Annotated in this window: 21 protein-coding genes and 1 pseudogene; 15 read left to right on the forward strand and 7 right to left on the reverse strand. The window is 69.5% G+C overall.

The genetic code is table 11. The features are described 5' to 3' along the window. Window positions 1–364: GntR family transcriptional regulator (locus V5E28_RS45960; RefSeq protein WP_336216598.1), on the reverse strand; the 364-nt coding region annotated here is incomplete at its 3' end. A gap of 444 nt (window positions 365–808) precedes the next feature. Between V5E28_RS45960 and V5E28_RS45965 the strand changes: the two genes are divergently transcribed. After that, a complete protein-coding gene (locus V5E28_RS45965) occupies window positions 809–958 on the forward strand; it encodes a hypothetical protein (RefSeq protein ID WP_336216600.1) in 150 nt (49 codons plus the stop codon). Window positions 959–1,109: 151 nt separating this feature from the next. On the opposite strand, the pseudogene V5E28_RS49900 reads toward V5E28_RS45965, so the two are convergent. After that, a pseudogene (locus V5E28_RS49900) lies at window positions 1,110–1,990 on the reverse strand (SDR family NAD(P)-dependent oxidoreductase). Here V5E28_RS49900 and V5E28_RS45980 point away from each other — a divergent pair. Then, on the forward strand, window positions 1,881–2,261 hold the full coding sequence (locus V5E28_RS45980) for a winged helix-turn-helix transcriptional regulator (protein WP_336216603.1): 381 nt from the start codon (window positions 1,881–1,883) through the stop codon (window positions 2,259–2,261). The pseudogene V5E28_RS49900 and the gene V5E28_RS45980 sit on opposite strands and share 110 nt — an antisense overlap. A gap of 398 nt (window positions 2,262–2,659) precedes the next feature. On the opposite strand, the gene V5E28_RS45985 is transcribed toward V5E28_RS45980, so the two are convergent. Continuing rightward, window positions 2,660–3,406, reverse strand: a complete 747-nt coding sequence (locus V5E28_RS45985) for a hypothetical protein (protein WP_336216605.1) — start codon at window positions 3,404–3,406, stop codon at window positions 2,660–2,662. 458 nt (window positions 3,407–3,864) lie between these two features. On the opposite strand from V5E28_RS45985, the gene V5E28_RS45990 reads away from it, so the two are divergent. The 9 genes from V5E28_RS45990 (at window position 3,865) to V5E28_RS46030 (ending at window position 11,927) form a co-directional block, all read left to right on the forward strand. Continuing rightward, the gene (locus V5E28_RS45990) at window positions 3,865–4,416 is read left to right on the forward strand and encodes a hypothetical protein (RefSeq protein ID WP_336216606.1); all 552 of its coding nucleotides are present in this window, start codon (window positions 3,865–3,867) and stop codon (window positions 4,414–4,416) included. 299 nt (window positions 4,417–4,715) lie between these two features. Further along, complete coding sequence (locus V5E28_RS45995) at window positions 4,716–5,207, forward strand: GNAT family N-acetyltransferase (protein ID WP_336216607.1); 492 nt, start codon at window positions 4,716–4,718, stop codon at window positions 5,205–5,207. Window positions 5,208–5,463: 256 nt separating this feature from the next. After that, window positions 5,464–5,778, forward strand: coding sequence for a hypothetical protein (locus tag V5E28_RS46000; protein WP_336216608.1), 315 nt, complete (start codon window positions 5,464–5,466; stop codon window positions 5,776–5,778). After that, window positions 5,775–6,335 carry a hypothetical protein gene (locus V5E28_RS46005; protein WP_336216609.1) on the forward strand — a complete coding sequence of 187 codons (561 nt, stop codon included), beginning with the start codon at window positions 5,775–5,777 and terminating at the stop codon, window positions 6,333–6,335. The genes V5E28_RS46000 and V5E28_RS46005 overlap by 4 nt, the downstream gene beginning before the upstream one ends. Next, window positions 6,320–6,631, forward strand: a complete 312-nt coding sequence (locus V5E28_RS46010) for a hypothetical protein (RefSeq protein ID WP_336216610.1) — start codon at window positions 6,320–6,322, stop codon at window positions 6,629–6,631. Before V5E28_RS46005 ends, V5E28_RS46010 begins: the two co-directional genes overlap by 16 nt. A 195-nt stretch (window positions 6,632–6,826) precedes the next feature. Then, complete coding sequence (locus V5E28_RS46015; protein ID WP_336216611.1) at window positions 6,827–7,414, forward strand: RNA polymerase sigma factor; 588 nt, start codon at window positions 6,827–6,829, stop codon at window positions 7,412–7,414. Between the two features lie 14 nt (window positions 7,415–7,428). Continuing rightward, window positions 7,429–8,343 carry a CU044_5270 family protein gene (locus tag V5E28_RS46020; protein ID WP_336216612.1) on the forward strand — a complete coding sequence of 305 codons (915 nt, stop codon included), beginning with the start codon at window positions 7,429–7,431 and terminating at the stop codon, window positions 8,341–8,343. A gap of 863 nt (window positions 8,344–9,206) precedes the next feature. Beyond that, the gene (locus V5E28_RS46025) at window positions 9,207–9,434 is read left to right on the forward strand and encodes a hypothetical protein (protein ID WP_336216614.1); all 228 of its coding nucleotides are present in this window, start codon (window positions 9,207–9,209) and stop codon (window positions 9,432–9,434) included. 1,035 nt (window positions 9,435–10,469) lie between these two features. Beyond that, a complete protein-coding gene (locus V5E28_RS46030; RefSeq protein WP_336216616.1) occupies window positions 10,470–11,927 on the forward strand; it encodes an MDR family MFS transporter in 1,458 nt (485 codons plus the stop codon). Between the two features lie 101 nt (window positions 11,928–12,028). Here V5E28_RS46030 and V5E28_RS46035 read toward each other — a convergent pair whose 3' ends face one another. Continuing rightward, entirely contained in the window at window positions 12,029–12,946 is a 918-nt protein-coding gene (locus V5E28_RS46035) for a hypothetical protein (RefSeq protein ID WP_336216617.1), read from the reverse strand. 217 nt (window positions 12,947–13,163) lie between these two features. On the opposite strand from V5E28_RS46035, the gene V5E28_RS46040 reads away from it, so the two are divergent. The 4 genes from V5E28_RS46040 (at window position 13,164) to V5E28_RS46055 (ending at window position 15,382) form a co-directional block, all read left to right on the forward strand. After that, the gene (locus V5E28_RS46040) at window positions 13,164–13,871 is read left to right on the forward strand and encodes a histidine phosphatase family protein (protein WP_336216618.1); all 708 of its coding nucleotides are present in this window, start codon (window positions 13,164–13,166) and stop codon (window positions 13,869–13,871) included. 72 nt (window positions 13,872–13,943) lie between these two features. Then, window positions 13,944–14,156 (forward strand): hypothetical protein, encoded by a 213-nt coding sequence (locus tag V5E28_RS46045; RefSeq protein ID WP_336216619.1) that lies wholly within the window; start codon window positions 13,944–13,946, stop codon window positions 14,154–14,156. Between the two features lie 67 nt (window positions 14,157–14,223). Beyond that, complete coding sequence (locus V5E28_RS46050) at window positions 14,224–14,880, forward strand: TetR/AcrR family transcriptional regulator C-terminal domain-containing protein (protein ID WP_336216620.1); 657 nt, start codon at window positions 14,224–14,226, stop codon at window positions 14,878–14,880. 31 nt (window positions 14,881–14,911) lie between these two features. Beyond that, complete coding sequence (locus V5E28_RS46055) at window positions 14,912–15,382, forward strand: protein kinase domain-containing protein (RefSeq protein WP_336216621.1); 471 nt, start codon at window positions 14,912–14,914, stop codon at window positions 15,380–15,382. 76 nt (window positions 15,383–15,458) lie between these two features. Here the strand turns inward: V5E28_RS46055 and V5E28_RS46060 are convergent, their stop codons facing one another. The 3 genes from V5E28_RS46060 to V5E28_RS46070 form a co-directional block, all read right to left on the reverse strand. Continuing rightward, on the reverse strand, window positions 15,459–15,797 hold the full coding sequence (locus V5E28_RS46060) for a hypothetical protein (protein WP_336216622.1): 339 nt from the start codon (window positions 15,795–15,797) through the stop codon (window positions 15,459–15,461). 44 nt (window positions 15,798–15,841) lie between these two features. Continuing rightward, a complete protein-coding gene (locus tag V5E28_RS46065; RefSeq protein WP_336216623.1) occupies window positions 15,842–16,816 on the reverse strand; it encodes an NAD(P)H-dependent flavin oxidoreductase in 975 nt (324 codons plus the stop codon). Between the two features lie 79 nt (window positions 16,817–16,895). Further along, window positions 16,896–17,375 carry a hypothetical protein gene (locus V5E28_RS46070; protein WP_336216624.1) on the reverse strand — a complete coding sequence of 160 codons (480 nt, stop codon included), beginning with the start codon at window positions 17,373–17,375 and terminating at the stop codon, window positions 16,896–16,898. Between the last annotated feature and the right edge of the window lie 75 nt (window positions 17,376–17,450).

Here is a 17,450-nt window from a genome sequence, read left to right on the forward strand (position 1 = left end):
TGAACAGCGCCTCGATGCTTTCGTCGTCGAGGCCGGCCCTGCGAGCCCTGGCCAGCCAGCGCCGCAGGTCTTGACGCAGCGGGCCATGCGCAGCCAGCGAGGCGTCGGTCAGCGTCTTGGTCACGAACGTCCCCACGCCCGGCCGGGCCGCCACCAAACCCTCGTGCTCGAGTTCCCGGTAGGCCTTGAGGACGGTGTTGGGGTTGATCGCCAGCCGCGCAACCACCGCCTTGACGGTCGGAAGCTGGTCGCCCTCACGCAGCAGACCGAGCCGCAGCGCCTGCCGTACCTGCTGGACCAGCTGCAGGTACGGCGAAACACCCGACCTGCCGTCCAGATGGAACTCGATCAATGAATGCTCCATTTATCTAGCCTGCTAGCACTTTAGACTCCTAAGTGTTAAAGGATCATAAAGATCGCCGTATCCGGGTGAACGGGACGGGGTCGGCGAGCTCAGCGCGATTGATCGGCGCGGCGCTCTACCACCGCCGCCCGAGAGCGTGCGGCGGCTCGTGGAGGACGCCGACACGGTCATCATGACGGGGCAAGAAGTGGTCCCACTCCACGGCCGAGGTCACCCGCACCGCCCCGGCGAGCGGCGGCGACCAGGACAAGATCACCGCCGACAACCTCTATCCGCGCTGGGAGGGCTTCCTGAAGCCCAACGACATCGTGGTGGCCGAGACCGGCGGTCGGCGCGGCCCTGGCGGCCGACAGGGACCAGCGGGTGGTGCTTATCACCGGAGACGGCCCTCATCAGCTCACGGCTCAGGAGATCTGACAGTTCGGCCGCTACGGCCTGCGCCCGGTGGTGTTCCTGCTGAACAACAGCGGCTACCTGATCGAGCGCCTGCTGTGCGAGCACCCGGACAGCGTCTACAACGAAGTCGCCGACCGGCGCTACTCGGAGCTCCCGCAGGCCCTCGGCTGTGAGGGCTGGTTCACCGCCAGGGTGTGAGCTCGACCAGGCCATGAAGACTGCCTCCAAGGTCAAGAGCTCGAGATCATGACCGGCACCTTCGAGGCCCCGCCGCTGGCCACCGAGCTCCACGACAACATCGCAACGCTGTACGGCTGAGCCCGGGCTTCAGGGCCACATCGGTCCCTCGTCAGCCGGCGGTCATCCCGCCGTCGATCGCGAGCGCGGCTCCGGTGATGAACCTGGCTTCGTCGCTCAGCAGGAACGCCACGAACGCCGCGATCTCGTCCGGCTGGGCGATCCGCCCGACAGGGGTGCATCGCCCCGGCGGCGCGCAGGGCCTCCTGCGGTGTCGGGCCCATGTTGGCCCGCGTCAGCGGAGGGTGTCGACGCCGCCGGTGGTCAGGGCGTTGATCCGGATGCCGTCCGCGGCGCTGTCGAGCGCCGCCGACCGGGTGAGCCCGACCACGCCGTGCTTGGCGGCGCCGTAGGAGGCCATGCCCGCTTGCCCGATGACGCCAAGGACGGAGGCGTTGTTCACGATCGCGCCGCCGCCGCTCGCCCGCAGCGCGGGGATCTGGTGCTTCAGGCCGAAGAAGACGCCGCTGAGGTTGAGCGCCATGTCGGCGTGCCAGGCGTCGCCGTCGATGTCGGTCACCGGGCCGATCGCGGTGGCGGCGCCGACGTTGTTGAACGCGCCGTCGAGCCGGCCGTATCGGCTCACCGCCTGCCGGACAGTTCCGCCATCTCAGCCTCCACCGTCACGTCGGCCGGGATGAAGGCGGCTTCCCGGCCGACGGCGCGGAGGTCGGCCACCAGCGCGTCGCCGGCCTCCTTGCCGCGTGCGGCCAGGACGACTTTCGCGCCCTCGGCGGAGATCCGCTCGGCGGCGGCACGGCCTATGCCGGAGGTGGCGCCGGTGATCAGGATGACTTTCTCTGCGAGTCGTATACTGCGGACCATGGCGCATCCGATCACCACGCTGGACGACGCCGAGCTGTGCGACCAGCGCCGCGCCCTGGTCCGCGATGTGCTCGAACGGATCGGTGACAAGTGGTCGGTGGTAGTCATCTGCCAGCTGAGCGACACCACCCGACGGTTCAACGAGCTGAGCCGGATGAGCGAGCCCATCACCAAACGCATGCTCAGCGCGACACTGCGAGGGCTGGAGCGGGACGGCCTGGTGACGAGGACCGTCCACGACACCAAACCCCCGCGAGTCGACTACGCGCTGACCCCGCGCGGGTTCAGCCTGCTCGAGGTCGTACGCGCCCTGGCCGGATGGGCGGAGGACAACGCCGCCGGCATCCTGGACTCGAGGACGACCTTCGACGCCCGATGACCTCGGGGGCCGGCGTGGTCAGCTGGGCCGGCCGGCAGGCATGATACTGACCTGCGACAGGCTCGCCACGCACCCGACCCTCCACGCGGCCGGTGCGGCGTACGGGGGTGGCGAGCGTGATGTCCGCGTGCACGGGGCCTCCTGCATCGGGGTCGCGAGCATCTCCGCCTGAGGTTGAACTTCATCCACTTGGGGCTGGGCGACGAATACCGGGTGTCCGCTAAGTCGATCCGATCCTGGGGGTACCTCAGTTCGACCTGCTCGGCTTCGGACTCGCAGGTGACGATGACGCCCCACACGGTCGGCGGCCTCCGCGTCCGCGTCGCTCCGGGAGGTCCAGCGGCCCCAGGTGGCCGGCTACGCGTTCGAAGGGACCGTGACCCGCAGTGGAGGCCAGGTCAGGCGTGCGGGTTCGGGCTGACGTGCGCGTCCGGCACCTTCTCGCGGGCGATGGCGGCGTGCACCCGGCAGGCCAGTTCAGAGCAGCCCATGCCCGGTAGCTCGACCCGCATCTGGTGCAGGCTGTCCTGATCACAGGGCCGTCCGTCGTCGAGCAGCTCGACGGCGAACTCCTCGCTGCCGCCCCTGCGGATCAGCTCACAGACCGAGCCGAAGCGGGTGGCGTTGTCAGCGAAGGACTTGGCGCTCGCCAGCGCGTTGCGCAGGCTGCCCAGGTGCCGGCGGGCGGCCGGATGCAGCAGCCGGTCCTTGTCAGTGGCGAGTGCGGTGACCTCGCGCTGCAGCTCGGCTACAGCCTCCAGCAGCTCCATCAGATACAGGCCCGCCTCGCCCTCCCGCTCGATGAGCTCGTAGGCGTCCTCGCGCCGCTGGCACGGGTCGGCGGCGCGCGCGACGGGCCCGAGCCGGCCGGGGGTGGCGAGCTTGCGTGATTGCAGCGTCAGCACCGGCGTGAACAGCAGCGACCGCGTGCCTTCCGCGTCAGCTTCGCCGGTGGCGATGGGCTCGCCGGGCCCGGCCAGCGCACCTGTCTCGTTCAACGGCAGGTGATCGACGCGCGCCACCACAGCCCAGCCGCGTGTGTCACCGGGGTCATGGCCTGGCTCGACCTCGTCGAAGTCGAGGAGGATCGGGGTGCCCTCCGGAAAGCGCATGGCGACGGCGGCCAGCACATCGGTGGTGGCCACGATACCGAGATGCCCGTCCTGCACACACTCCCCCTACCTTGAGGCCGATGGCCGCAGATCGGCCGGCACCTCCGCCGAACGCGTCCGCCGCCCCAGCTCGGCACTGGACTGGCGCATCGGCGTGGATTGTCGACGGACTCGGCCCATCGTGGTGCCCGCGATTGTGAGCGTATCGGGAATGACAGGCGTCGCCTTGCCCTCCCGGTTCCAACCGCGGAGTCATCCGCGCCCCCAATGCGTGACGACGTACCGGCAGCGAGGCGCCTTCGACGGCCAGCAGGCGGGCCGGCCGCCACTCAACTACCCGGTCGGCATCGACCCCCTGGCGCACGAGGGGGCACCCTAGGAGTGAGGAACCCGTTACGGAAGGTTCACGTATGGACAGCCAAGCCAACGGGAGGCCGGTAGGCGTCCTGGACCACCCCGTCGCCGGAATGGCCCCGTGGATCATCTTCTCCGTGCTCGTCGGCCCCGGCCGGTTCGAGCTTTCCGTGCTACTTGCGCTGACCGTGTCCATTCTTCTCCTCATGGCGAGCCGGGTCGTCCGGCGGGGCGGTTCCCTGAAGCTGCTCGAGGTCGCGGAGGTGGTCTTCTTTGCCGCCTTGGCGGCTGTGGGCCTGGTCGCGAGCGCGGGCACCCGCCGTTGGTTGGAGACGTACGCGAGTGAGGTGTCGAACATCGCGCTGGTCATGATCGCCTTCGGTTCCATGGCGGTGCGGATGCCGTTCACCCTCCAGTACGCCCGCGAGCAGGTCGACCGCGCGCACTGGCACTCGACGGAATTCCTCCGTACCAACTACGTGATCACCGGCGTCTGGGGGCTGGCGTTCCTGGTCGCGGCGGTCGCGGGTGGCTACGGGGATCTCGTCCTGCGCGATCCGGACAATGTCTGGACCGGCTGGATCATCCAGATCGCCGCGATCATCGCTGCCGTGCGTTTCACGACGTGGTATCCCGGCGTGGTGCGGACCCGCGTCCGGCGGGCGCGTGGTTCGGGCCAAGGCGCCTGAGCCCCCTCGGGAGGACCGGCGCGGCGCACCGCGCCATGCCCGACACCTCTGGCGGGCCCGGTTGATGATCGCGACATCGACGACAGCAGCGCGGATCGCGACCGCGTAGACATCGGCGTGCGGCTGTTGCGGACCGCCATGGCCGAGGTTGTCCCAGCAGGCGCCCGTCCGCCCGAGTACGGTCGCCTCGTCCCACCCGATTGGCGCGAGGTCGGGATGACCAAGCGTGCCGTCGAGGACCGCATGGCCGTACTGGAACGGACCGGCGCCCGGCCGCTCGTCGAACGACTGCGTCTGGAGTGGCGTCCCGGAACGCCGATCCCCGAGCCGAGCGGGCGCCTGGCGTTCCGGCCGGTCCGCGACACCGAGGAAATCCTCTCCCTCATGACTCTGGTCCTGGACGGGACGCTCGACGCGCACAGCGGCGACGACCTGACCCGGATGTCCCCCGCGAGGCGGCCGTCAGACACTTTGACGACGAACTCGCGCACTACCGGAGCCCGCGGGACTGGTGGCGGATCGCGACGCTGCCGGACGGCGAGCCGGTGGGGGTCGTCACCCCGGCCCGCAACGACTACAACCCCATCATCGGCTACCTCGGCGTTCTGCCCGCACACCGGGGCACCGGCTACATCGACGACATCCTTGCCGAAGGCACCCGTATCCTCATCGCGCAGGACGTCCCGCGCATCCGAGCGGCCACGGATCTTGGCAACACTCCCATGGCGAACGCCTTCCAGCGCGTCGGATACGTCAATTTCGAACGCACGATCAACATGACCTGGGACTGAGCCAGGCATCGGGCGGGGAGGCCGCGAACGACCTCCCCGCCGAGCTCGGCCGCATGCGGAAAGCCCTTCAGACGGGCGCCACACTCGCTGTCCGGGGCCTCGTGCAGGGCTTGCCGCCCATAGCCGTCCCGCCGTTCCTCACCCCCCGGCGCCGGGGTCCAGGTACCGGGTTTGGGGCGATTCAACGAATCGGGGGTCAAGGTCGTCTACGTGGTGACGGACCACGGAAAGGCGAAGCCAGGTGGAAGAGGACCCTGTGACCGTAGAGCCGGAACGTGATCTCTCCCGGGTCATCGGACGCGCGGTGGAGCGCGCGCCGCAGGCCCCGGGCGACTACTCGGCGCGGATTCTGGCCCGCTCCAGGCGCCGCCGGGCCCGCACGCAGGCCCTGCTCGCGGCGGCGGCCGTGGTGCTCGTCGTGGGAGGGGGCGCCGTGGCCGTACAGGGGGTGTTGGGTGGCGAGCCCCCGGTGGCGGCCACCCCCACACCCGAGGTGACGCCGTCCCCGATGATGACCATGCCCGCCCCCGTTGCCGAGATGTGGCCGGAGGCGGTCCACACCATCCCATGAAGCTCCCCAACGGCCGCAAAGGCCGCCCGCTGACCCTGATCGACGATCGCACGCTCCTGCTGGAGACGGGGCAGAGCTTCGAGAATGCCGACGCCCTCCACACCTACGACCTCGAGACCGGCAAGACCCGGAAGATGACCGACATCCGCACGCCGAAGGGCGTGTTCGCCTCGGGTTACGCGGTGGGTGGGGGGCGGATCGTCTGGCAGACGATCGACAACATGAAAACGAGCTTCTGGTCGGCGCCGCTCTCGGGCGGGCAGCCCACCGCGGTCGGCACCGACACGCCGATCAAGGGGCGCGGCGACGGGCTCGTCGTGGCCGGCGACAGGATCGCCTTCTCCCTCCACGAGGGCGGCGTCTTCACGCTCCCGTTGGAGGGCGGCGCAGTGACCCCCGTACGGGTCGCCGAACGCCACCACATCCTGCGGTGGCCGTGGGTGGGCACCCCGCGCCGGACAACGAGCCCAGCTTCCAGGAAATCCTCAATGTCGAAACGGGGCAGACCAGCAAGGCGCTCGTCCGACTCGATGAGGAATTCGTGCGCTGCGGCGTGACGACGTGCGCCGGCCGGAGCTCCTTCTACCGCCTGCGGGACGGCTCCCAGGAACGGGACCTGCCACAGTCCGCGATGGGGTTGGTCCACGACCGTTTCATGACCGTCCATCTGGCTCCCGCGCGCGGCCAGGCGCTGCTCGACCTGACCACCGGCCGCTCCGGCGACCTCGGCTTGCGCCCGGACGCCAAGGGACAAGGAATCAGCGTCCAACCGGGCCTCGATCCCTACGATCGGCTGATCGCGTACGAGCTGAAGGGCCAGTACGTGATCATCGACCTCGCCAGGATCCGCTGAGGCGACCTGGGCGGTTGACGAGCCTGGTGGGGGCTGCCTCTGGCCGGACCCGTTGGGGTTCGGACCGGCCGCGTGGCGACGGAGCCGCGAGCCCTACGCTGGTGGTTCTCCGAGGAGATCGCCGGAAAATTCAGGGAACCGGCGTCCGTGCCCGCGGCAATCACTGATGTCAGCTGAGATCCGAAAGGCAGGTACATGCGACATCAGAGCGGCCAGGCGTCCGCCACGCCCGTGACGGACGACGCCACGGTGATCGCTCAGTCCCGGCACGACCCTGAGCACTTCGCCGTCCTCTTCGAACGGCACGCGCCGGTCCTCAAGCGCTACGCCGTCCTGCGGCTGGGCGCGGACGTGGCCGACGACATCGTGGCGGAGACCTTCATCGCGGCGTTCCAGCAGCGCGCCGCCTACGACCTGACCCGCCAGGACGCGCGGCCATGGCTGTACGGCATCGCGACCAACCTCGTCGGACGGCACCGCCGCCGCGAGATCACCCTGTACAAGGCGCTGAGCCGCAGGGGCGCGGACCCGGCGGACGAGCCGTTCACCGAGCAGGTCCACGAGCGGGTGGCTGCCGACCGGCTGCGGGGCAGGCTCTCGGGGGCCCTCGCCAGCCTGCCGGCCGGGCACCGGGACGCGTTGCTGCTGGTCACCTGGGGCGAGCTCAGTTACGAGCACGCCGCCCAGTCGCTCGGCGTGCCGGTGGGGACGGTGCGCTCGCGCGTCAACCGGGCCCGCCAGAAGCTGCGCCGCAAGCTCGGCGACATCGATCCCACCCTGTGAGGAGGAGTTCCACCATGGACGAGATGACCTTGCTGAACCGGCGGCGGGACGAGGTACCGCTGCCGACGGACCTGAGCGCGGCGGGGAACCGGCTGCTCGCCGAGATCCGCCGCACCCCTGACGCCCGCCCCAGGCGGGCCGCCCGCCCGCGCCGGCGTGGCGCGCTGGTGAGCGCCTTCGGCCTGGCCGCTGCCCTGGCGGTGGCGGCAACGCAGCTCGGGGGCACCGCCGCCGCACCACCGAAGTCGCCCGCCAAGCAGCCGACCAGCGCCGCCGCGGTGCTGGAGAACGCCGCGCTGGTGGCCGAGAAGACGGAGGCGACCGCGATCCGGCCGGACCAGTGGTTCTACATGAAGGAGTCACAGCCGGTCGACTCCTTCCCGGTGTACGAGCACTGGAGCCGGATGGACGGCCTCATGCAGGCTCTGCGGGAGAGCGACGGCAAGCTGAAGGTGACCGAATCGGAGAAGGGCCCGACGAACTCCGCCAAGACCCAGCGCGAGGTGGAGGCCCTGCCTGACGACCCGGACGCGATGCTGCGGCACTTCCACGAGCTCAAGCGGAACCTCGCGGCCCTGTCGATCTGCGAGCCCGAGTGCCCGCCGGGCAGCGAGCAGGACCGCCGGGCCTATGGCGCGATCCAGTGGTACCTGAAGTACGGGCCGCTCATCCCGCCGGACACCGCCGCGACGATGTTCAGGGCGATGGCGAAGATCCCCAGTGTCAAGATCGAGGAGAACGTCGCCACCGCCGAAGGCCGCCTGGGCCTCGCGGTCGTCCTGGACTTCGGCGAGGCAGGCAAGGGCTACACCATCCTCGACCCCCAGACCTACCGCTACCTGGGCGTCAAGAGCGTGCGCGGCGATCACACCATGGCCATGTCCGTCCTGGACTCCGGCATCGTCGACAAGCCAGGCGACACGCCCTGACCCGGCTTTGGAACGGAATCCGGCGTTGATGTGGTTCGCGCTGGTCAGCAGGGTGTCTCGCTCGCCCGCCCGAACGCGGTTGGCGCCGGATTCCGTTCCACCCCCTCGGGGGCGAATCTCCATCAGAGTCGGGGCGGTCCACGGTCCTGACGCCCCTCCGGTGCCGGCTATGGCAAGGGGCAACGCACGGCCCGGCCCTCTTCGGAGGGCCGGGCCCTTTCGCCCGTAGCTGTCAGCAGGTGTCAGCTCCGTCGAAGGTGCGGGGGCCTCGCGCCACTTGGGAGTAGATGGTCTGTCCTGGATCCACGGTGTGGCAGGAGCCGTCGGTTCCGCGCGCCCATTTGATCTTCAGTCGGAGTCGGTGGTCACAGTCGTTGCGGGCGTATCCGGTCTTGGTGATGCTTCCGGCCGTCTGCCAGACAGCCACGCACGAGGGTGCGTTGCCTGCTGGCGCTGCGGCCAGGGCTGGGCCGGCGGCGGTTATGAGGCATGCGGTGGTGGTGAGGGTGGAGAGGGCGGTTCTGAGAAGACGCACAGGGATCCTTCCGGGATGGAATACGTCGCCCTCCGATTAGTAATCGACTGACTACGTTCAGTCAACATGGCGCCCACGGCCTGCCCATCAGCGGGCGGCTCAGTTCGCGGGCGCGCGCGGAGCCCCGCCCAGAACGGTGCCAACTTCGACATAGTCACCGCGGACGGCTCTACGGCCTGGCGCTCGGGTCGCCGTCACCAGGGGCGAGATGGCGTGTTTTCGCAGGTGACCAGAGATGATTGCTCCGCGCCGCTCACGGACGGAGCGATCACCAGGCCACTACGATCAGTGACTGCCGATACACGTTGAGCAACAAGAGGAGATGCTGATGCTCTCAGCGCTACGCCGAGCCTCCGTCGTGGTCGCCGCCGGCGCCGCACTGGCCACCACGCTGGCCCTGCCCGCCGCTGCCAGCCAGGTCACAGCCCCGCCGCCTGGAGCCCCGGCCGGCGAACGGGCGAAGGAACGCGCCCTGCCGATGTTCAGCACTCTTATCCCGGTCGTCGAAAACCTGACGGCCAGGGCGACGACGACACCTCTGCTGGTCGTTCGGTAACAGCGCGCGCACAGGCACCACAGGGCCTTCCGTTCGCGTCCGCGCGATCGACCCGGAATGGAGCCACCCCAGGTCACAGCAGGTGATCTGGGGTCGCGCCGGGAGTGGATTCGGCGGGGATGCCGTCGGCCACCATGCTTCGTAGGGCAGGCGCTCGTGCTCGTCGATCCGGCGGCTCGCCGGTGCCCCACGGCCTGGGCGCCAGAGATAACGGGCACCGGGGTGAACAAGCGCCGCGGTCAGCAGCATCTCGGCCAGACCGGCAAACGCCTCGCGTCGCGCTCACCGACGCAGGCGGCTCGCCACAGCCCGGCGATGGCCCGGGGCCGCTCCAGCAGCCGGCGGACCGCCGTCAGCCGTCAGCCGTCAAGCGTCAAGCGTCAAGCGTCAAGCGTCAAGCGTCAAGCGTCAAGCGGGAGCATATGGTGAGCTCCCGGACGAACGCGGTGAGCGGGTGTTCGCGCTCCAGGTCGCCCCGCTGCTGCAGCGGATGGGACGTCGGCCAGGGGATCACCCCGAAGAGCTCTTCTCGAAGGCGGCTGCCGCTGCCTCGCTGACCTGGACGTCATCTGCGCCCTGCCCGGCTGGCGTCCCCTCCCGAACGTGATCCAGGCCCCGATGCAGGGGTCGGGGATCCTCGGTTCGGCACCTGGACAGCGAGAGGCCGCTGATGGGCCGCCGGTTGGGTGACCTGGAGCTTCCGATAATGCTGAAGTAAAATCCCGGTGTGGCTGGTCGATGACCCGGTTCGTAGTACTTGCAACCGTGGTGGCCAGCCTTCGGGGGGTGTGATGTGCAAGGTGTTCATCCATGCCGTGGAGCGATACGGGTGCTCCTTTTGCGATCTGGAGATCGTCGTCCGCCGCCGGTGAAAACCGGATGACAATGCACAGCACTTGCCGCAATGTTGGGCGCGGCCGATGAGTTTTGTCAGTGGTGCCGGTCAGTCTGTACATGACCACAACTTCTTGTGAGACCGAAGGCTGGGAAGCCAGCCATGATCATGTTTCGCCCGACAACCCCGATCGAGGTACCGTGTCCAGCCCACAGCTCGACTCACCCGCCAAGCCCGCGGCCGCTGCTTCAGGTCGCACGCCGGCCGTGATCCGGCTGCTGGTGCTCGCCACATTCGTGGTCATCCTCAACGAGACGATCATGATCAACGCGATCCCGCGGCTGATGGTGGCGCTGCACATCAGCGAGCAGACCGCGCAGTGGCTTTCGACCGCCTTCATGCTGACCATGGCCGCGGTCATCCCGATCACCGGATGGTTCCTGCAGCGGGTGTCCACCCGCCGCGCGTACGCCACCGCGATGGCTTTATTCCTGACCGGTACGGCGTTGGCCATCGTCGCGCCGTCGTTCGAGGTGCTGCTGGGCGCCCGCATCATCCAGGCGTGCGGGACGGCCGTGATGATGCCGCTGCTGATGACCACACTGATGCAGGTGGTGCCCGAGGAGGACCGGGGCCGGGTCATGGGCAATGTCACCCTGGCCATCTCGGTCGCGCCCGCGATGGGCCCGACGGTCTCGGGGGTGATCCTGCAATTCGGGTCCTGGCGCCTGCTGTTCGCCGTGGTGCTCCCCATCGCCGCCCTGATCACTTGGCAGGGCCTGAAGCGGCTCGAGAACGTCCGCGAGCCCCAGTTCAGCAGCATCGACTGGTTCAGCGTGGTTACCGCCGCGGCCGGCTTCGGCGGCCTGGTCTACGGGCTCAGCCGGTTCGAGGGCGGTGACGTCCGCATCGCCGCCGCAATCGTGACGGCCGGGCTGGTCACCATCGCCGTCTTCGTCTTCCGCCAGCTGTCGTTGCAGAAGCGCGGCGTACCCCTGTTGGACCTGCGCACCCTGCGCCACCGCACCTACACGGTCGCGCTGATCATGATGTCGGTGGCCTTCATGGCGATGCTCGGCTCGATGATCTTGCTGCCGTTGTACCTGCAGAGCGTCCGTGGACTCAGCGCCCTGGAGACCGGGCTCCTCGTGATGCCGGGCGGTCTCGCGATGGGGCTGCTCGGTCCGACCGTCGGCCGCCTGTTCGACAAGTTCGGCGGCCGGGTGCTTGTCATCCCCGGCGCGATCGGGATCATGCTCGCGCTCGCCGGCTTCACCCAGGTCTCGATGACCATGCCCTTCTGGCAGATCCTCGGTCTGCACGCGCTGCTGATGGTGAGTCTGGCCGCGACCTTCACCCCGGTGTTCACCCTCGGGCTCGGAGCGGTCCCCCCACGCCTCTACTCCCACGGCAGCTCGATTCTGAGCACGCTGCAGCAGGTCGCCGCGGCTTTCGGCACCGCGCTCGTGATCACCGTAATGAGTGCGCGAGCCGAAGCCCTGCAATCCGAGGGAGTCACCGAGGCGCTCGCCAACCTCGACGGCATGCGGCTGGCCTTCATCATCGGCGCGGTGCTTTCCGTGGCCGTGGTCGTCACCGCCCTGCTCCTACCGGCCCGGGCGGCCAACGCCGTCGAATTCGAGGGACACGGCGCATGAACCCGGCGTGACGGCGGCGGGATGGGACCCGGGCGCGCCCCACCTGGTTCTCCCCGCGCGGCCTAGGCGCCCTCCTGTTGGGAGGAGGCCGGACCGGCGAGCTAGGAGAACCAGTTGGCGCCGAGCTCCTGGATGGTCCTGCTGCCCCTGGGCACCAGCAGCGCTTCGCTCAGCACCTGGTTCAGGCTCTTGGCGTCATTGACCATGCCGAACAGGAAGAACGAGCCGCCGTCCGCTGTACGGAAGCCGAAGACCGAACCGTGGTCGGCGAACGCGACGTACAGTCCCTTGTTCACCGCGGGGAACGCCTTGCGGCTGAAGCTGTTCTTGGCCAGGCGGTAGCCGGAGGCGCCCTCCTTCTTCTCGTTGTTCCAGAAGTTCAGGTACTCCTTGGCCACGGCGCGCGCCACGGCGTCGTCCATGTCGGTGATGTAGCCGTCGGCGTCGAGCCGCGGCTTGGGCATCCGCTGGCCCCAGTGGATCGGGGTCGCGACGGCCAGCCTGAAGTGCTGCCCGGCGGAGCGGAAGAACGCGAGCACGTGCGGGCGGGCATGGCCCTTGGTGTCCTTGTAGGTCGCCTGCGCGATGAACCAGTCACCGATCGGCGGCTGGTGCTCCGGCCTGGGCAGGTAGACGGTCGGGGCGCCGGTCAGGCCGATCGGCTTGTGCCCCGGCTTCCACCCGAAGGTCTCGTGGTTGCCTTCGAGCACGGCCTCGTGCAGCGCCGCCTCCATGAACAGCGCGTCGAGCCTGGCATTCTGCTTCCACCACTTGCGCTTCTTGAGCGTCGCGTTGTACTTGCCCACCCACTCCCGCATGGCCTGCCTCGCCTGGGGGATGGTCAGCGCCGCCCTGGCCGGGGAGGGGGTGGGGGCGGCGCTCGTTGGCGGCGCGGTGCCCGACGAAGGAGGCGGTGACGTGGCCTGTGACGTGACCGGGCTCGGCGTGGGCGCGCCGGCGGGCCAGGCGCCCAGCCCGGGGAGCACACCACAGCCGGACAGGCTCAAGACCAGAGCCACGATCAGCAGCATTCCGCGCACTGGCAACGACTCCCAAGACCGAGCATGGACATGACCAAAAAAGAACATATCGGACAGCCGAACCCCGCCCTGCAAGGAGCGCCTCGCGGACTTCGGAGCATGATCCGTGGTTCTCTCAGCCATTCCCTCCACCGGGGAGTGGGCCCTGCGCTCCGCGGTGGGCACGAGAGGATCAGTAGAGTAATGTTCGGTAATTGTGGGACCTGAGAGCGGGAAGCCGGTCGAGTATCGGCAGGGCCGATTCCGTACGCCACCTGGGGCCACCGAGGTTCTCCTGGTCCGGCACGGCGAGTCGGAGCCCGCGCGCCCCGACCGGCCGTTCCCCCTGGTGGACGGCCAGGGCGATCCGGGGCTCGCGCCCGAGGGCCGCGAGCACGCGGAGCGGGTGGCCCTGCGGCTGGCCACAGAGCGCGTCGACGCGATCTACGTGAGCTCGCTGCGGCGTACGTCCCAGACCGCCGCGCCGCTCGCCGCCCGGCTCGGCCTGACGCCGGTGGTGGAGCCCGAACTGCGGGAGGTGCACCTCGGCGAGTGGGAAGCCGGCCTGTTCCGGCGCATGGTCGCGGAGGGCCACCCGACCGCCAAACGGATGTCGGCCGAGGAGCGCTGGGACGTGATTCCGGGGGCGGAGCCCGCCGCGGCCTTCTCCGATCGCGTGCGCGAAGTGCTCGGCAGGCTGGCCGCCGCCCACCCCGACCAGCGGGTCGTCGTCGTCACCCACGGCGGCGTGATCGCCGAGGCGCTGGCGGCGGCCACAGGGTCGCGGCCATTCGCGTTCCTCGGCGCCGACAACGGGTCGGTGTCACATCTGATCCTGACCGAGGGCCGGTGGATCCTGCGCCGCTTCAACGACACCGCGCACCTCGATCCCGCCTTCTCCAGCGCAGCCGCCCTGCCCACCTGACAGGCGCACGTGTCCTGGGCGCATGCTGAACGGCCCCTCACTATCGAAACCGACCCAATCCGGGAGCCCCTGATGGCAAAGGCATGGATTTTCCTCGCGATCGGCGTTCTCCTCGCCCTGACCGGTCTCGTGTGGACGCTGCAAGGGGTGGGCATCGTCGGCGGCAGCGTGATGAGCGGCGTCACCACCTGGGCGATCATCGGCCCCATCGTCCTCGTCATCGGGCTCGTCCTCGCCCTCGTCGGACTGCGCCGGCTTCGGGGCCGGCCCAAGGGGAAAGGCTGACGACGTGTTGCGCCGGGGCTGATCATGCTTCTAAGTTAGGCACCGTAACTTACGGAAGGTCATCCCCATGCGGACCGGCGGGCGCACGGCCAGCTTCACCCTTCATGACGTGATCGAGGCCGGGGCGCGCATCGGGCTGGTCGAGCTGAGCGTGCAGAGCGTGGCCGACGCGCTCGGTGTCACGACGGCGGCGATCTACCGCCACGTGCGGAGCCGGTCAGCACTGGAGGGTCTGGTCGGCGAGGCGGTCCTGGACAAGCTGACGCTGGTCGACGATCCTGCCGAGCCGACCGTCGCCCACCTGGTCAGCTTCGCCGCGCAGTTGCGACGCTTCACGCTCGGCCATCCGGGCACGGCGCAGTACATGCAGCGGCTGTTCCCGCGCGGGCCGTCGGGCATCCGACTCCTCGAGCACCAGATCACCGCCTTGGGCCCGCGCGGGTACGACCCGCCCGCCGCCGTCGTGCTCTCCTCCTCGATCGCCACCATGGCCATCGGCGCCACCGTGGCCGAGCAGGAGCGGGCGACCGTCCTCGACACCCCGGCCGTCGAGGAGGCGCAGGCCGCGATGGCCGACTCCGCGCTCCTGCGGCGGGCCAACGCCGGCATTCCCGCACACACCCCGGAGGACTACTTCGTGTTCATGCTCACCGCGTCCGCCAAGGGGCTGGTCGCCCAGCTCCCGCCCGGCCGGCCGGTCACGGTCCCGAGGACGGCGTTCTGAGCGCCGGAGGGCACGATGCCGAGGAGGCCCGGTGCCCGACCAGCTGACACTGTTCCCCGATGATCCTGACGCCGCCGGACCGTACCGTCTGGAGGGGCGGCTCGGGACAGGCGGGCAAGGCGTGGTGTACGCGGGCCGCGGGCCTGGCGGCGCGCTCGTCGCGGTCAAGCTGCTGCATCCGCACCTGATCGCCGACGACGAAGCCCGGACACGGTTCCTGCGCGAGGTGCGGACGGCCAAGCGGGTGGCGCCGTTCTGCACGGCGCAGATGCTCGACTCCGGGTTCGTGGGGGCCAGGCCGTACATCGTCAGTGAGTTCGTGGACGGGCCTTCCCTGCAGGAGTCGGTCAAGGAGAGCGGGCCACGCGGCGCGGCGGCGCTGCAGCGGCTGGCGATCAACACCGCGACCGCGCTGGCCGCGATCCACGCGGCCGGAGTGGTGCACAGAGACTTCAAGCCGGGCAACGTGCTGCTCGGCCCTCGCGTTCGGCGAGCCCCCTGACCGGCAAGAGAGGCGACACCCTTGAACGTGCCCACGGTTTGCTGGCGGCGGCGCGCTGGAGCGTACGTGACCGGGCCTATCGGCGGGTCACAGCCGCCGCGATGACCGCCAGCACCCCTGCCACGAGGATGGGGAGACCGATCGACAGGAGCGCGAGGTACCCAAGGACGATCAGCACCACGCCGGCGATCGCCAGCGCGGTCCCCCGTCTCCGGGCTGTGCGCACCATGCCGTACGCCAGCAGCACAGCGCACCCGACGAGCCCTCCGGTGAACCAGGCCACCGGCCGGCCACCTTCCTGTGCCATCAACGCCACGTACCAGATGGACATCAGCACGGCGATCATGGCCGCCAACGCCGCCAGCACAGTGCCGGCGTCGAACCGCCTTTCGTACGGATCGCGTTCGCCGGTCATCACGAATCCACCTCATAGCGTTGGAACAGGAGCGGGACCCCGGTTCACGATGAACTGCCGGTCAGCGCCCTGGCCAGGGCGTCCTCGGCCTGGGTGGCCAAGGTGGTGACGAGGTCCGCTGCTGAGGGCAGGTCGGTGATGAGGTCGACGGCCTCGCCGGCCCAGACCGGCAGCGGGGGGATGGCGCCTCGCGCCACGTCGTTCTGGTAGTCCTGTCCGGCCTGGAAGTCGCCGGCGAGCTCTGCCTCGCGGCCGCGCCATCGGTCGAGGTAGGGGTGGCCGAGGGTACGGGCGGGGTACTTCGAGGGCCATCGGGAGCCGCGCGCGATGTCCAGCACGCTGCTGCGCTCGGTGTCCTGTCCCCGTCCTTCGACGATCGCCGTGGCGATCGCGGGGTCGACCAGAGCCTCGACGGTGGCCTGGAAGCGGGTGCCGATCAGGGCTCCGGCCGCGCCCAAGGCCAGGGCGGCGGCCAGGCCGCGGCCATCGGCGATCCCTCCGGCCGCCAGTACCGGCACCGGAGCCGCGAGATCCACCACGACGGGTACGAACGGCAGCGTGGAGCGCCCGCGCCGGGCGCCATGGCCACCGGCTTCGGTGCCCTGCGCCACGATGACATCGGCGCCCAGGTCCACGGCCCGCCGGGCCTCCTCCACGTCGGTGACCTGAATGATCAAGGCGGCCCCCGCCTGACGGATACGTTCCGTGAACGGGCTCGGGTCGCCGAAGGACAACATGACCGCCCGGGGGCCGTACCCCAGCGCACGCTCCACCGCACCGACATCGATCGCCCACGTCAGGAAACCGACACCCCACGGTTGGTCGGTGCGCGAAGCGACGATCGACACCTCGCGATCCAGCCACTCCCGATCCCCGTCCCCGGCACCCAGCATCCCGAGCCCGCCGCCCCGCGAGACGGCCGCCGCCAGCGCGCCACCGGCCGAGCCGCCCATCGGCGCCAGCATGATCGGATGCCGCACCCCGAACGACTTCGTGAACCGCGTCGACAGCACGTTCACCCCATCATCTCCGAGTACCGATGGACAGGACATCGGGCAGCGCCGACCGGCGCGCCCGTGACCGGTCCGGCACCCGCAGTCATCGGGATGCTCGAATCCTCGCCGCGGCGTCGCGGAGCACCCCGGGTATCAGTCGGCGATGGATGCCCGACAGCGGGGGCCACACGCCATGGCCCACGCGCCGGCCGTAATGCAGAAAGGTCCCCAGCGACACCCGTCCGTCGGCTGTCTGCACAAGGAGGTTGCCGGTCAGAAACCAGGACGCAGCCTCGAGCCGGATCCAATCCTCGCCGCGTTCGCCGATCCGCCACCCGCCCACGGTGGCCGGCGATCGTCCTCGGCTGAGTCGCAGACCGAGGAGACCGCGCCAGATCAGCAATTCCGCGACGCTGGGAACGTCGCCGAACATCGCCCGAGCCCACTGCTCCGGTGTTGCGTCCACGTCCGCGGAGAGGGTGAATCGGTCGGCGTAGTCGATGTCAGGCAACGAGCTGAGGGCGCGGACGGATTCGGGGATGTTGTGCGTTCCCACGGCACTGACAACAAAGCCGACGGACATCTCATGGTCTCCGTTCGCGTATACGATGCCGTATAAAACCAGGCTAGCCCATTTATACGGTGGCGTATATAGGGA

Origin of the sequence: Nonomuraea sp. LPB2021202275-12-8, assembly GCF_037044575.1 — a bacterium.
Taxonomy (GTDB): domain Bacteria; phylum Actinomycetota; class Actinomycetes; order Streptosporangiales; family Streptosporangiaceae; genus Nonomuraea.

Bases quoted from the DNA above. Each gene is read 5' to 3' on its own strand.
- V5E28_RS45980 (WP_336216603.1), top strand. From the start codon at position 1,881: ATGGCGCATCCGATCACCACGCTGGACGACGCCGAGCTGTGCGACCAG.
- V5E28_RS46005 (WP_336216609.1), top strand. From the start codon at position 5,775: ATGAAGCTCCCCAACGGCCGCAAAGGCCGCCCGCTGACCCTGATCGAC.
- V5E28_RS46015 (WP_336216611.1), top strand. From the start codon at position 6,827: ATGCGACATCAGAGCGGCCAGGCGTCCGCCACGCCCGTGACGGACGAC.
- V5E28_RS46020 (WP_336216612.1), top strand. From the start codon at position 7,429: ATGGACGAGATGACCTTGCTGAACCGGCGGCGGGACGAGGTACCGCTG.
- V5E28_RS46025 (WP_336216614.1), top strand. From the start codon at position 9,207: ATGCTCTCAGCGCTACGCCGAGCCTCCGTCGTGGTCGCCGCCGGCGCC.
- V5E28_RS46045 (WP_336216619.1), top strand. From the start codon at position 13,944: ATGGCAAAGGCATGGATTTTCCTCGCGATCGGCGTTCTCCTCGCCCTG.
- V5E28_RS46050 (WP_336216620.1), top strand. From the start codon at position 14,224: ATGCGGACCGGCGGGCGCACGGCCAGCTTCACCCTTCATGACGTGATC.
- V5E28_RS46060 (WP_336216622.1), bottom strand. From the start codon at position 15,797: ATGACCGGCGAACGCGATCCGTACGAAAGGCGGTTCGACGCCGGCACT.
- V5E28_RS46070 (WP_336216624.1), bottom strand. From the start codon at position 17,375: ATGTCCGTCGGCTTTGTTGTCAGTGCCGTGGGAACGCACAACATCCCC.